At 34.9% G+C, this 13,047-nt stretch carries 17 protein-coding genes and 1 riboswitch; of the genes, 12 read left to right on the forward strand and 5 right to left on the reverse strand.

The features are described from left to right. Positions 1–2: 2 nt before the first annotated feature. Both DPQ31_RS08055 and DPQ31_RS08060 read right to left on the reverse strand, forming a co-directional pair. On the reverse strand, positions 3–389 hold the full coding sequence (locus DPQ31_RS08055) for a reverse transcriptase-like protein (protein WP_000573867.1): 387 nt from the start codon (positions 387–389) through the stop codon (positions 3–5). 221 nt (positions 390–610) lie between these two features. Continuing rightward, on the reverse strand, positions 611–1,483 hold the full coding sequence (locus DPQ31_RS08060; RefSeq protein ID WP_173780953.1) for an aldose 1-epimerase family protein: 873 nt from the start codon (positions 1,481–1,483) through the stop codon (positions 611–613). A gap of 132 nt (positions 1,484–1,615) precedes the next feature. Beyond that, positions 1,616–1,660: riboswitch (PreQ1 riboswitch) on the forward strand. A gap of 6 nt (positions 1,661–1,666) precedes the next feature. Here DPQ31_RS08060 and DPQ31_RS08065 point away from each other — a divergent pair. From DPQ31_RS08065 to DPQ31_RS08075, 3 genes are all read left to right on the forward strand, one after another. Then, entirely contained in the window at positions 1,667–2,152 is a 486-nt protein-coding gene (locus tag DPQ31_RS08065; protein ID WP_001026463.1) for a QueT transporter family protein, read from the forward strand. A gap of 126 nt (positions 2,153–2,278) precedes the next feature. Next, complete coding sequence (locus DPQ31_RS08070) at positions 2,279–2,938, forward strand: ribonuclease H family protein (RefSeq protein ID WP_000875537.1); 660 nt, start codon at positions 2,279–2,281, stop codon at positions 2,936–2,938. A 12-nt stretch (positions 2,939–2,950) separates the two neighbouring features. Beyond that, the gene (locus tag DPQ31_RS08075) at positions 2,951–3,127 is read left to right on the forward strand and encodes a zinc-finger domain-containing protein (protein ID WP_000358801.1); all 177 of its coding nucleotides are present in this window, start codon (positions 2,951–2,953) and stop codon (positions 3,125–3,127) included. Between the two features lie 33 nt (positions 3,128–3,160). On the opposite strand, the gene DPQ31_RS08080 is transcribed toward DPQ31_RS08075, so the two are convergent. Further along, positions 3,161–3,409, reverse strand: coding sequence for a DUF2564 family protein (locus DPQ31_RS08080; RefSeq protein WP_000534393.1), 249 nt, complete (start codon positions 3,407–3,409; stop codon positions 3,161–3,163). A 119-nt stretch (positions 3,410–3,528) separates the two neighbouring features. Further along, positions 3,529–3,726 carry a cold shock-like protein CspB gene (gene cspB / locus DPQ31_RS08085; protein WP_001161728.1) on the reverse strand — a complete coding sequence of 66 codons (198 nt, stop codon included), beginning with the start codon at positions 3,724–3,726 and terminating at the stop codon, positions 3,529–3,531. A gap of 263 nt (positions 3,727–3,989) precedes the next feature. On the opposite strand from cspB, the gene DPQ31_RS08090 reads away from it, so the two are divergent. From DPQ31_RS08090 to DPQ31_RS08125, 8 genes are all read left to right on the forward strand, one after another. Continuing rightward, positions 3,990–4,718, forward strand: coding sequence for a YqcI/YcgG family protein (locus DPQ31_RS08090; RefSeq protein ID WP_001043781.1), 729 nt, complete (start codon positions 3,990–3,992; stop codon positions 4,716–4,718). Positions 4,719–4,732: 14 nt separating this feature from the next. Continuing rightward, positions 4,733–5,476 carry a LysE family transporter gene (locus DPQ31_RS08095; protein WP_001196845.1) on the forward strand — a complete coding sequence of 248 codons (744 nt, stop codon included), beginning with the start codon at positions 4,733–4,735 and terminating at the stop codon, positions 5,474–5,476. A gap of 19 nt (positions 5,477–5,495) precedes the next feature. Next, positions 5,496–5,789 carry a hypothetical protein gene (locus DPQ31_RS08100; protein WP_000286358.1) on the forward strand — a complete coding sequence of 98 codons (294 nt, stop codon included), beginning with the start codon at positions 5,496–5,498 and terminating at the stop codon, positions 5,787–5,789. A 67-nt stretch (positions 5,790–5,856) separates the two neighbouring features. Further along, a complete protein-coding gene (locus DPQ31_RS08105) occupies positions 5,857–6,486 on the forward strand; it encodes a sterol desaturase family protein (protein ID WP_208731753.1) in 630 nt (209 codons plus the stop codon). A gap of 235 nt (positions 6,487–6,721) precedes the next feature. Next, on the forward strand, positions 6,722–7,063 hold the full coding sequence (locus tag DPQ31_RS08110; protein WP_208731754.1) for a DUF485 domain-containing protein: 342 nt from the start codon (positions 6,722–6,724) through the stop codon (positions 7,061–7,063). Positions 7,064–7,065: 2 nt separating this feature from the next. After that, positions 7,066–8,616 (forward strand): solute symporter family protein, encoded by a 1,551-nt coding sequence (locus DPQ31_RS08115; protein WP_001098226.1) that lies wholly within the window; start codon positions 7,066–7,068, stop codon positions 8,614–8,616. 338 nt (positions 8,617–8,954) lie between these two features. After that, positions 8,955–10,304 (forward strand): aspartate aminotransferase family protein, encoded by a 1,350-nt coding sequence (locus tag DPQ31_RS08120; RefSeq protein ID WP_000850991.1) that lies wholly within the window; start codon positions 8,955–8,957, stop codon positions 10,302–10,304. A 91-nt stretch (positions 10,305–10,395) separates the two neighbouring features. Further along, positions 10,396–10,674: a DUF3986 family protein gene (locus tag DPQ31_RS08125; RefSeq protein ID WP_000417075.1), complete on the forward strand. Its 279-nt coding sequence runs from the start codon at positions 10,396–10,398 to the stop codon at positions 10,672–10,674. 63 nt (positions 10,675–10,737) lie between these two features. Here the strand turns inward: DPQ31_RS08125 and DPQ31_RS08130 are convergent, their stop codons facing one another. After that, positions 10,738–11,901, reverse strand: coding sequence for a cation:proton antiporter (locus tag DPQ31_RS08130; RefSeq protein ID WP_000393900.1), 1,164 nt, complete (start codon positions 11,899–11,901; stop codon positions 10,738–10,740). Positions 11,902–12,170: 269 nt separating this feature from the next. Here DPQ31_RS08130 and DPQ31_RS08135 point away from each other — a divergent pair, with 269 nt between their 5' ends. Further along, positions 12,171–13,004, forward strand: a complete 834-nt coding sequence (locus DPQ31_RS08135; protein WP_208731755.1) for a MerR family transcriptional regulator — start codon at positions 12,171–12,173, stop codon at positions 13,002–13,004. The last annotated feature ends 43 nt before the right edge of the window (positions 13,005–13,047 follow it).

Here is a 13,047-nt window from a genome sequence, read left to right on the forward strand (position 1 = left end):
CGTTAATTTTGTAAGATAGCTTTTCTAGCTAATTCATCAGCGACTTTATTTTGACTACTTGGAATCCACTTAATAAAAAAGAGATCGAAACTTTTTATGTACTGTAGTGCTTCCTCTAATAGTGGTGCAAACATTTTATTTTTTGCGTATTCTTTTTCAACAGCTCGCTCGACAAGTTGCGAATCTGTACGAAAAGAGACAATGTTATAATTATGCTCCGTGCAATACTTTAATGCTGCAAGTAAAGCATGGTATTCCGCTTCATGATTGGACATTGTTCCAAGTGGTAATGATAATTGTACAGGTGGCTGTATGCCTTTAATAAATACTCCCGCACCAGAAGGACCAGGATTTCCTTTTGATGCACCATCAATATACACTTCAATCAAAATGAGAAACCTCCAAATTATAAGATTATCCCCTACTTAAATGTTTCTTTGAAGTAGGGGATAGAGTACTTATCCCGCGTTAACGGGCAGTAAGACACCCACCTCAAAACTCGGCTGAAACAATGCAGTTAGGTGGGTGATCAACTGCCCGTAAATGCCCGATTGGTGAAGGCTAATAATCAGTGGGGATGAATATCCCCCACTGATTATTAGCCTTCACTTTATCCGATTGTGATGCTATAACGACATGTAAATGTTTCATTCGCTTGTAAAGATTGAATTCCTTTTTTTTCCTTTAAATCTTTTGCTGGATTTATTTCATCAGCGATTCCATACCAAGGTTCAATACATAAGAAAGGTGCGTTATCTCCTGGTGTCCATACGCCGACAAATGGAAATCCTGCAAATTCTACTTTTACAAATTTATTATGTTTATGAGAACGAATAGAAATTTCATTCGTATTCATATTTTCAAAAATAAGTGCATCATTTTTGAATAAATCGTATGTAAGTGGCAATTCATTCGTATTTTCAGCGATTAATTGTTTTTTACTTGAAAGATAAGGTCCTTCTAATACACTTGTTTCTAAGCGTTCAGAACCGTTAAATGATAGATGATAATCTGTAAATGATTCGCCGTCTAATAGAGGGAAGTTGAATCCAGGGTGCGCTCCGATTGAGAAGAACATCTCTTTTGAAGCAGGATTGTTTACTTCATATGTAACATGTATATTTTGTTCTTCTACCTCATAAGAAATGAGTAGTTCAAATTCGTAAGGATATTTTTTTAATGTTTCTTCATTACTAGTAACGATATAAGTGATTTTTGTTTCACTTTGTTCTTTTACAGAGAACGTAAGATCGCGAGCGAAACCGTGTTGAGTTAAAGAATATGGTTTACCATCTACGTAGTATGTATTATCTACTAATCGGCCGACAATTGGGAATAAAATTGGTGCGCGACGTCCCCAATAAGTAGAATCACCTTGCCATAAATATTCTGTGTTATCTTCTTTTAAGCGAACGCTTTGCAATTCTGCACCTTTGTCAGAAATGGAAACGATCACTTTTTCATTTTGTATTGTTGCTGTCATGAAGTGAAACCTCCTAAATCTTTCATATGTTTCATTATACGTTGTCTAAAAGAAAAAAGGTAGTTGATGATAGGAATCTATTGACGAAAGAGTGTCTAATGCGTAAAATATAATCTTGTTGCTTAAAAAACGAATAACGTGGTTCGAAACCATCCCACGTAAAAAAACTAAGGAGATTTTGTCATGAATATAAGAACAATAGTCGGTAATGGTATTATAGCGGCATTATATATTGCTGTTTCTATGCTTATTCAGCCATTTGGCTTTACAGGTGTACAGTTTCGTATTTCAGAGATGTTTAATCATCTCGTTGTATTTAATAAGAAAGCAAGTTACGGAATTGTATTAGGTGTATTTTTAACGAATCTCTTTTTCTCACCTATGGTCGCTTATGATTTAGTATTTGGAGTAGGGCAATCTATTCTTGCATTAGTTGCAACGATTATTTCTATGCGATTCATTAAAGGTGTTTGGGCTCGTATGATTTTTAATACAGTTATCTTTACGATTACAATGTTTATGATTGCAATTGAACTTCATCTTGCATTTGATTTACCATTTATGTGGACTTGGTTAACATGTGCAGCAGGTGAATTCGTAGTAATGGCGATTGGTATGCCTGTAATGTACTGGATTAATAAGCGAGTACAATTTGAAAGATTTATGTAATAGATGAAAAAGCTATTCCTATAGGGATAGCTCTTTTTGTATGTGATTATATTGAATATAATACTGTGACTCTTGATAAAATATAATAAAATATAAATAAGAATTCTTATATAAGGGGAATTTAGCATGAAATATAAAATTCATTGGTTATATAAAACAAAACGCGGATTGCAGACGGAATTAACGACAGATTATATGAACATAGAGGAAGTACTTCAATTTGCGGAGGATTTTGAGAAAACAGGAAGAGCGAAAGAACTTTTATTTTACGATGAAATGGATGCAGAATGGTCATTAAAAGAAATGAAGAAGCTGAGTAAACAAGTGGAGGAAGAGATTCAAGAAATACATGTTTATTTTGATGGTGGGTATGATCTTCAGACGAAAGAAGCTGGAGTAGGTATATGTGTGTATTATAAAAAAGGAAATACAAACTACCGAATTCGCCGCAACGCATATATAGAAGGTATATATGATAATAATGAAGCCGAATATGCATCATTATTATACGGTATAAATATACTCGAAGAATTAGGGATTAAGTATGAAGCAGTTACGCTTCGTGGAGACTCTCAAGTTGTACTGCAGCAATTGGCTGGAGAATGGCCTTGCTATGATGAGCATTTAAATCATTACTTAGATCAAATTGAACGAAAAGCGAAGCAAATGAAATTAAAGCTTGTATGTGAGCCAATATCTAGAAAACAAAATAAAGAAGCACATCAATTAGCAACGCAAGCATTAGAAGGGACAGTCATTGATAGTCATAAAGAAATAACCGAATAGAGAGGTGCAAAGGTGGATAAAAAGCAACTCATTACAGAGGTAAATGACTTATTAGAAACGTATTGTGAAGGATGTTTTTTGCGAGAACATAATCGGAAAACGAATAGTAAATATTATGCCCATTCATTTTGTATTAGGCAATGTACAGTTGGAGAAACGTTGAAAAAATATGGAGAACAGTTGTCATAAAAAACATCCAGAGAAAACTCTCTGGATGTTTTTTTAGTGCTTCGCTTCATGTAATTGATGCTCGCACTTACTTAATTTCTTTTCCTCATTCATTAAAAATGGCTCATCTAAATCTGTTGCAACAGATTTCATAATCTCAAGTTGAGAGCGAGCTGCTTCTACTGCAGTAGTGGCATGCTCCAGTGTGTCTGGATCCATTGAAATTGTTGCAGAACCTACCATTTTTTGTGCTGTTTCTACACGGAATTTCACTTCTTCAAAATCATTTACTTCTGAACCCATTGTAATTGCCTCCTTTGTGAATTGCGCATTTCACATAGTTTTCGCTCTGTAAAACGGAAATATACAAAGGAATAACAAAGGAGGTTACCAAGTAAGGTAACCTCCTGTCATATGTTGGATTAAAGTTTTACTACGTTAGCAGCTTGAGGTCCACGGTTTCCTTCAGTGATATCGAAAGATACTTCTTGACCTTCTTCTAAAGCTTTGTAGCCGTCACCTTGAATAGCAGAGAAATGTACGAATACATCGTCAGCGCCGTCCATTTCGATAAATCCAAAACCTTTTTCGTTGTTAAACCATTTTACTTTTCCTTGCATGTTACAATTCCTCCTAAAAACATTTGCTTTTTTCATTTAGTGAAATTCATTTGAAAAGATAATATAAACTAAAAATGCTATAATCTTGAATATTCTGCTAAATGATTAATTTAAATATACACGAATTGGTAGAAATTAGTCAAGTAAGCGATTTTATTTTTTTGTATTTTTAAATAATTTTTTGGTCAAATGTTTAAAAAGGTATAGGACAGGCCGGTTATGTAATATTCTCTATTGAATGCTATACATAATGAGGTGAAAGAATGAATAAGTCTTACTTATTAGATAATGAAGGAATGAGAACGAGAACGGATATACCGAATTGGGTTGCAAAAGAATTTCAAAATTTTTCAAGCATCGTGTTAGAAGCAACTTTCCCATGTTATTTCGGTTTAACAGCATTGAAAAAGAATGAACTTCGTTATTCATTTCTTTCTCATAATGATTGGAGTCATTTGCCACATACAATGTTATCTTTTTTAGAATTAATGAAAGAGCGTCCAATTGTAAGAAGAGGATTTTTTCTTTTTGTGGAACCAGAATGGGAAGAACAATCACTTGAATATTATCGTGATTACTTTTGGAAAGTACTACAGTATTTACATGAACATGATAATCAAACATGGCCGCAGCAAATTCCTGAAGATCCAGATCATTATTTATGGGAATTTTCATTCGGTGGTGAACCGATATTTGCATTTGGGAATGCACCCGCTTATAAACAGAGAAAGACTAGGCATTTAGGGAATTCACTCGTTATTGGGTTTCAGCCACGTACCATTTTCGATGGATTAGAAGGTGATCGTCCTAAAGGGGCCTATTCAAGGCAAATGGTTCGTGAACGAGTTGAAAAGTGGGATCAGCTGCCGAAACATCCTAACATTAGTCATTACGGTGATCTTGACCATCGAGAATGGAAACAATATTTTATTGGAGACGATATTGAGCCAATAAAAGGGAAATGTCCTTTTCATCATAAGGTAGAGAAATAAGAGCCATCATCTAGATGGCTCTTTTGTATATTTTGGATAAAAAAGGGTATTTTATTATGAAAGCTAGTCTATTTTTAAAGGTTACATCATTACTTAATAGTAAAGGAAGTAGAAAGGATAGAGCGATGTTTGGAGCAATTATACAGCAAATTGTATTAGGTATTTCATTAGCGGCACCAGTAGGTCCAATTAATATTGAAATGTTAAAACGAGGAATTGAACGCGGGTTTTGGCATGCGTGGGTTGTTGGAATTGGTGGAATGACTGCAGATGTTTTGTTTATGCTTCTCATTTATTTCGGTTTATCTTCTGTGTTTATGTATACATACGTACAAGCTCTTATGTATTGCACGGGGTTTTTCTTATTATTTTATTTAGGATTTCAAAGTGTAAAACAAGGAATTTCCCACTCGAATATGGAATATAAAAAAGAAGAGGTAGGTGGCCTTAAACAATCGTTTATGGCAGGATTTTTAATTGCTATATCCAATCCATTAAATCTTGTTTTTTGGTTTGGTATATATGGAAGCACACTTAGCTCATTGCTTACGAAGGTAACGAAACAAGAAGCTTTCTTGTACAGTCTATGCATTATTGTTGGTATTATTTTATGGAATTTAAATATTGCTTTTTCTGTACATTTTGGAAGGACTTTATTAAAACAGAAAGCACTTGGCTACATAACAGCCGGAGCAGGTATTATTTTAGTAGGATATTCTATCCATTTTGCATACAAAGCTTTACAGTTGTTCACATAAGATTGAAGGGGAGATTTTTATGTATCGAACCACTATTGACGGAAAAGAAATTATTATTACGTTAGCACCAAAAATCCGAAAAGAAATTACTGATAGGGATCCATTATATGAAGCGGTATTTAATACTGCAGCCAGATTGCTACAAACGAAACAACCAACGTTTGCAGTAAATCATGAAGTATTTGGACTCATTATTGGAGAGGTACAAAGGGGAGAAGTAACAGTGTTTGCAGTAGAACACATTATTCCGAAGCAAAATATATTTGGAACAAACAATTTTTTCTCGACAATAGAACAGCGGGCAAATTTGTAAAGTGAATAGAAAAGAAATAGTCGTAACGATACGTTGCGGCTGTTTTTTTTGAAAAAGGGGAAGTAAGATGAAGAGAGTAGGGAAAGAGTTCTTTTTACAGCATGATATTGTTATTATGTATAGTATTTTATTTATTTTCATCATTATTTTAAAAATGCAATTTTTCACATGGATCGGTATGTTAGCGTGTCTGTTTGGTATTGTTTTTTATACGCTTAACGAATATATGACCCATCGTTTTTTATTCCATTTAAAGCCGCCTAAAAACGTATTTTTATTAAAAATGTTAAGAAGATTACATTATGATCATCACGTATACCCAGATGATTTGAAACTTTTATTTTTGCCTGTATGGTTTAGTGTACCTAGCTTTACTATATATTTACTTATATCATATGGTATTACAAAAAGTGTTACTGTTACACTTTCATTTGGAATCGGAATGATTATCATGCTCCTTGTTTATGAATGGAAACATTATATTGCACATAAGCCGATTCGTCCCGTCACTAAGTTTGGAAGGTGGCTAAAAAAACAGCATATATTACACCATTATAAAAACGAAAAGTTTTGGTTTGGTGTTTCAAATCCAGTATTCGATTTTATATTTGGAACGCTTAAAGATGGAAAAGACGTTGAATTAAGCGAAACAGCTCGTAATTTAGAAGAGGAAAAAATGTGTACAGGTATTTGTTAGAATCGGGCTAATAATCGGTGTGGGGTGTACGAAACCCATACGGATTTAAGTTGCACTTTATTGTGAAAAAGTATATTGAAAATTTAGAGAAAATTGACGAAAAATGTCTACCGAAAAATCTTTGCAGGAATGTATGGATTGTCTAAAATGAAAATAAGTTTCTGAATATTTATAAAATTTAGTCTTTGTGTATTCGAAGGGGAAGTGTATTTCGAGTTGGAGAGGGGAGTAGGGGATGAAACGAGATGATACGTCAGCACGTAAGTTGCAAAATGAAGTGAATTATACAGAGGTTGTTCAGTCAGAAGAATTTCAATTGTTATTAAATACGAAGAAGAAGTTTATCGTTCCAATGAGTATTTTCTTTTTCAGTTTTTTTATTGCGCTACCTATTTTAACATCGTATTCGAAAGTGCTTAATACACCAGCATTCGGTGATGTGACATGGGCATGGGTATTTGCTTTTGCGCAATTTATTATGACATGGTCATTATGTATGATTTATAGTAAGAAAGCTCAATTCTTTGATGAAATTTCGCGGAAAATTCTACAAGATATGCAAAAAGGGAGGAGTTGAATTTGAATACTACTGCGTTTGCACTATTTTTAATTATTGTTCTTGGTACGCTCGTCATAACCTATTTTGCATCGAAAAAAACGAAAAATGCGAGTGAGTTTTATACAGCTGGAGGGGGATTAACGGGTTGGCAAAATGGTCTGGCCATCGCTGGGGATTATATGTCTGCTGCGTCATTCCTCGGTATTGCTGGAGCGATAGCGTTAACTGGATTTGATGGATTTTTTTATAGTATTGGATTTTTAGTTGCGTATTTAGTCGTATTATACCTAGTTGCAGAACCGCTTAGAAATTTAGGGAAGTACACATTGGCGGATATGATTGCAGCGCGTTTTGATGCGAAAAAAGTTCGCGGTATTGCTGCCCTGAATACGATGACAATTTCAATTTTTTATATGATTGCCCAATTAGTCGGTGCGGGTGCACTTATTAAATTATTATTAGGAATAGAATATACGACAGCAGTTTTAATCGTTGGCACATTAATGACAGTGTATGTTATTTTTGGTGGTATGACTGCTACGAGTTGGGTACAAATTGTTAAAGCTGTATTACTAATGGCTGGTACATTTATTATTTCTGTTATCGTTTTTGCAAAATTTAATTTTAGTGTGACTGAAATGTTTGCTCAAATGAAAACAGCTACGCCATTAAAAGATTCGTTTTTAAATCCAGGAGTAAAGTATAAAGATGGTCTTGATACACTTTCTTTAAATTTAGGACTAGTACTTGGTACAGCTGGATTACCACATATTCTTGTGCGCTTTTTTACAGTGCGAGATGCAAAAACGGCCCGTCAATCTGTTGTGTATGCGACATGGTTAATTGGCGCATTTTATATTATGACAATTTTCTTAGGATTTGGAGCAGCAGCGTTTGTAGGAAATGAGGCGATTATTAAAGCAAATCCTGCTGGTAATATGGCAGCACCTTTATTAGCTAAAGCATTAGGTGGGGACTTCTTATTTGCTTTCGTATCAGCCATTGCCTTTGCAACCATTTTAGCTGTAGTAGCAGGACTTGTATTAACAGCAGCATCAGCATTTGCGCATGATTTTTATAACGAGATTATCCGTAAAGGAAAGTCTACGGAAAAAGAGCAAGTGTCAATGGCTCGTTATGCTTCGATTGGAGTAGCTGTAGTATCTATTATACTTGCGTTATTTGCGCAAACCTTAAACGTAGCATTTTTAGTTTCATTAGCATTTGCAGTCGCGGCTAGTGCAAACTTACCAGTTATATTATTTACAATCTATTGGAAGCGTTTTAATACAACGGGTGCCATTTCTGGTATGGTCGTTGGACTCGTATCAGCAATTGTTCTTGTAGCGTTAAGTCCAAACGTCTGGAACCCTGTAGCTGGAAAAGCTATTTTTGTTGGAGAAGCCTTATTCCCATATACGACACCTGGCATTATTTCGATTCCGCTTGGTTTCCTAGCAGCATATTTAGGAACTATTTTCTCTAGTAAGAAAGAAGATGTAGCGAAGTTTGATGAAATTCTTGTGAAATCGAATACTGGTCATGGTATTAGCGACGCATCTTCACATTAAAAAAGAGGAGCTTTTCGTATTAAAAGAAAAGCTCTTTTTCTTTTGTCATTTTCTTATAAAGTGAAACTTTAATCAGTAGGGGGGATCATGCTCACTGATTATTAGCCCGCACCAATCGGGCTTTTACGGGCAGTTAATCTCCCACCTAACTTCTTTGCTCCAGCTGAATTTTGGGGTGGGAGTTTTACTGCCCGTTAATGCGGGATAAATATTACTGTGTTGTAAGTAGGATTTGTCATAATTTTGTGGAATGAAAATAAGCAGGGAGAAATTTAAATCATCATGGCACCAGCGCAGCTTTTGTGAAAAATAAGTTGTTATGGAAGGTGGAAGAAATGATGAAAACGAAACAAACTGACGAATTATTAGCAAAAGATGAGCAATATGTTTGGCACGGCATGCGTCCCTTTAGTCCAAGTAGTACAATGGTAGGGGCAAAAGCAGAAGGGTGCTGGGTTGAAGATATACATGGAAAAAGATATTTAGATGGTATGAGTGGGCTTTGGTGTGTGAATAGTGGGTACGGAAGAAAAGAACTCGCAGAAGCGGCGTATGAACAATTACAAACATTATCGTACTTTCCGATGTCGCAATCACATGAGCCAGCAATAAAGCTTGCTGAAAAGTTAAATGAGTGGCTTGGAGGAGAATATGTTATTTTCTTCTCAAATAGTGGGTCAGAAGCGAATGAAACAGCTTTTAAAATAGCAAGGCAATACTATGCACATAAAGGTGAACCACATCGTTATAAATTTATGTCACGTTACCGAGGATATCATGGAAATACAATGGCGACAATGGCAGCGACGGGACAAGCGCAGCGTAGATATCAATATGAGCCTTTTGCCTCAGGATTTTTACACGTAACACCGCCAGATTGTTATCGTATGCCAGAAATGGAATCACAAAATATTTATGATGTAGAGTGTGTGAAAGAAGTAGATCGTGTTATGACATGGGAATTAAGTGAAACGATAGCCGCATTTATTATGGAGCCGATCATTACAGGCGGAGGTATTTTAATGCCACCACAAGACTATATGAAAGCTGTTCATGAAACATGTCAAAAACACGGTGCGCTACTCATTAGTGATGAAGTGATTTGTGGTTTCGGGCGTACAGGAAAAGCATTTGGATTTATGAACTATGATGTTAAGCCTGATATCGTTACGATGGCGAAAGGTATTACGAGTGCATACTTACCATTATCAGCAACAGCTGTGAAAAAAGAAATTTATGAAGCATTTAAAGGAACTGGGGAATATGAATTTTTCCGCCATATTAATACATTTGGTGGAAACCCGGCGGCTTGTGCATTAGCACTTAAAAACTTAGAGATTATGGAAAATGAAGATTTAATTGGACGCTCTGCACAAATGGGCTCACTTTTATTAGAGCAATTAAAAGAAGAAATCGGGGAACATCCGCTAGTTGGAAATATTAGAGGGAAAGGTCTATTAGTAGGAATTGAACTTGTAAATGATAAAGAGAAGAAAGAACCGATTGATAACGACAAAATCGCGACTGTTGTAAATGCTTGTAAAGAAAAAGGTTTAATTATAGGACGAAACGGTATGACAACAGCAGGGTATAATAATGTTTTAACATTAGCGCCGCCTCTTGTTATTTCAAGTGAAGAAATTGCTTTCGTTGTTGGTACGTTGAAGACAGCGATGGAGCGTATTTAATCAAATAAAAGAGCAAAAGTGAGCTGTAATATAAGGCTCGCTTTTGTTTATTACGTGAAATATGGTAGTTTTTTTAAGGGAGGGGATATGAATGGAGAAATATGATCCTAGTCAACATTATCACATCGGATATTATGAAGATGGATATGATTTAGAAGTGACAGCGTACAAAAGAATAAAGGAACCAGTTTGGGATGCTTATATTCCGCACTATGAGGTAGACGATTTTTATAAGAAAGTGGAGGAAATGAAGCTAGGTGAATATATCGATGACTATGGCATTAAAGTATATTCATTTCGTGATAATATTGATGATGAAGAAGCAAGGACTATTTTTGAAAAATGGTTAAAGACGAATGAGATTGTTTAAAGGGAAAATGAAAAAGGAGATTACTATTTTATAAAATAGTAATCTCCTTTTATTATAGTAAACTTATTTACTTGCTTTCATTGCTTTATCTTTGGCACCAAAAGTGTATTTTAACATTGGTGGTGTAATCATTGTAGTTAAAATAACGACAATAACGATAGCTGTAAAGTAATCTTGTGCTAATAATCCAGAAGAAAGACCTGTTCCTGCGATGATAAGTGCAACTTCACCACGTGAAACCATTCCAGCACCGATAATTGCAGAAGACTTTGCATCAAATCCAGTCATGCGTGCACCAAATCCACAACCGATTAGTTTTGTGAAGACAGCGATAACTGTTAATGCTAAGATGAACCAAATTTGATTACCAATACCATCAAATGTAATATTCATACCGATACTAACAAAGAATACTGGAACGAACATTGCGTAAGCAATCGGTTCTACTTTCTTTTCTACTTCATGTTTGTAGTTCGTTTGAGAAATTGCGATACCAGCTGCGAAAGCACCGATAATACCAGCAATTCCTAATAATTCGCCGAAATATGCGAATGAGAAACAGATAATAAGAGCCGCGCTCACGATAGACTCAGATACGCGTAGTGGTGATAACCAACGCATAATCGCTGGAACACCTTTCCATCCGATTAAAATAATAGAAGCGAAGAATACGACCTTCTTCAAGATAACCATTGTTAAGTTAACATCGTCTGTACCTAAGAAGCTCATTGCGAATGCTAATAAAATAACAACAAGAATGTCATCAAATACAGCTGCTCCAAGCATCGTTGTACTTTCACGTGTTTTCATCTTACCTAAATCGCGAAGTGTTTGAACGGAAATACTAACACTTGTCGCACATAGAAGTAATCCTAAAAATACAGCGTTCCCTTGTTCCATTCCCATAACAAGACCGGAAACATAACCACCTACGAATGGAAGAATGATACCTCCGAGTGCAACTGCTAAAGAAGAGTTACGATTTGCATTTAATTCTTCTAAGTCTGTTTCAAGTCCAGCCATAAACATTAAAAGAATAACACCAACATTACTTAATTGTGTTAGAAGTTCTGAGTTTTCAATCCAACCTAATACAGCTGGACCGATAACGATACCGACAATTAATTTACCGAGTACAGAAGGTTGGCCTAATCTAACACTAAGGTCACCAGCAAGCTTTGTACTTAATAAAATAAGTGCAATTTGAAAGAAAAATTCGAATTCCATTTGATCCTCTCCTTATCACTTTGTATTTTTATTAAACGATTTCTCGGAATTTGCCTAATGAAAATATGTAAAACCCATTAAACAAAGGGTCTGATTACAGGTTCTTTTGAACTTGTAATTTGAACCTGTAATCAATATATAATAAAATTTATAAAAAATCAATGAAAAAATAGCAGATTTTCATGATGAGATTCGATTTAGGTATAGAGGGAATCAATATATAATAAGAAGAAATAAGGAAACATTTTTAATGAATTGGAGAATGGAATATGTTAATAAACAAACGCTTTACAATTGGAGAAATGGCAAAAATGCATAATATCGCAGAATCTACATTAAGGTATTATGATGAAAAAGGAATTTTTCACCCGTCTATTGTCGATCCGCAAACGAATTATCGTTATTACACAATTGATCAGTTTTCACTGTTAGATACGATTAAATTTTTACGACAGTTAAATATTCCGTTAAAGGAAATTAAGAAATATATTGATGAGCGGAACCCATCTTATGCGCTTAATTTACTTGAAAAGCAACAAGAAATGATGTTAAAGAAGCAAAGAGAAATTGAGTATGCTTTAGCAAAAATGGAACATAGAATTTATGTAATTAAGGAAGCGACGAAAGTAAAAGCTGAAAAAATCATAGTTAAAGAAATCCCGCAGCGAAAGATTACAGCGATTGCGGTTGCACCAAATACAACAGATGATATGTTTGAGTATTATATCCATTCGTTGCAGAAAAATATGAAACAAATAGATAATAGCTTATTCTCTGGAGATATCGGTGTAACGGTTGCCAAAAAAGCATTAATTCAAAATGAATTTCAATCATACAATAGTGTTTTTATTCTTTTGGATTATATGCCTTTTCAAGTACATAGTTCAGATGAAATTAAAGCAGGTATATTTGCGTGTGCTTATCATCATGGACCATATGAAGAAACAGATGAAACATACAAGGAGTTAATGAGATACATCTCTCAAGAGGGATATGAAGTGAGCGGAGATTCGATTGAGATTGCATTAATTGATTGGTCTGTAACAGAAAATCCAGAGGAGCAAGTAACGGAAATTCAAATCCCTATAATGAAAAAACAATGAAATAAGGTGTAAGACTCGTACTAATTACAAATCGGCATCAATG

It is taken from the genome of Bacillus sp. COPE52 (assembly GCF_003355115.1).
Classification (GTDB): Bacteria; Bacillota; Bacilli; order Bacillales; family Bacillaceae_G; genus Bacillus_A; species Bacillus_A toyonensis.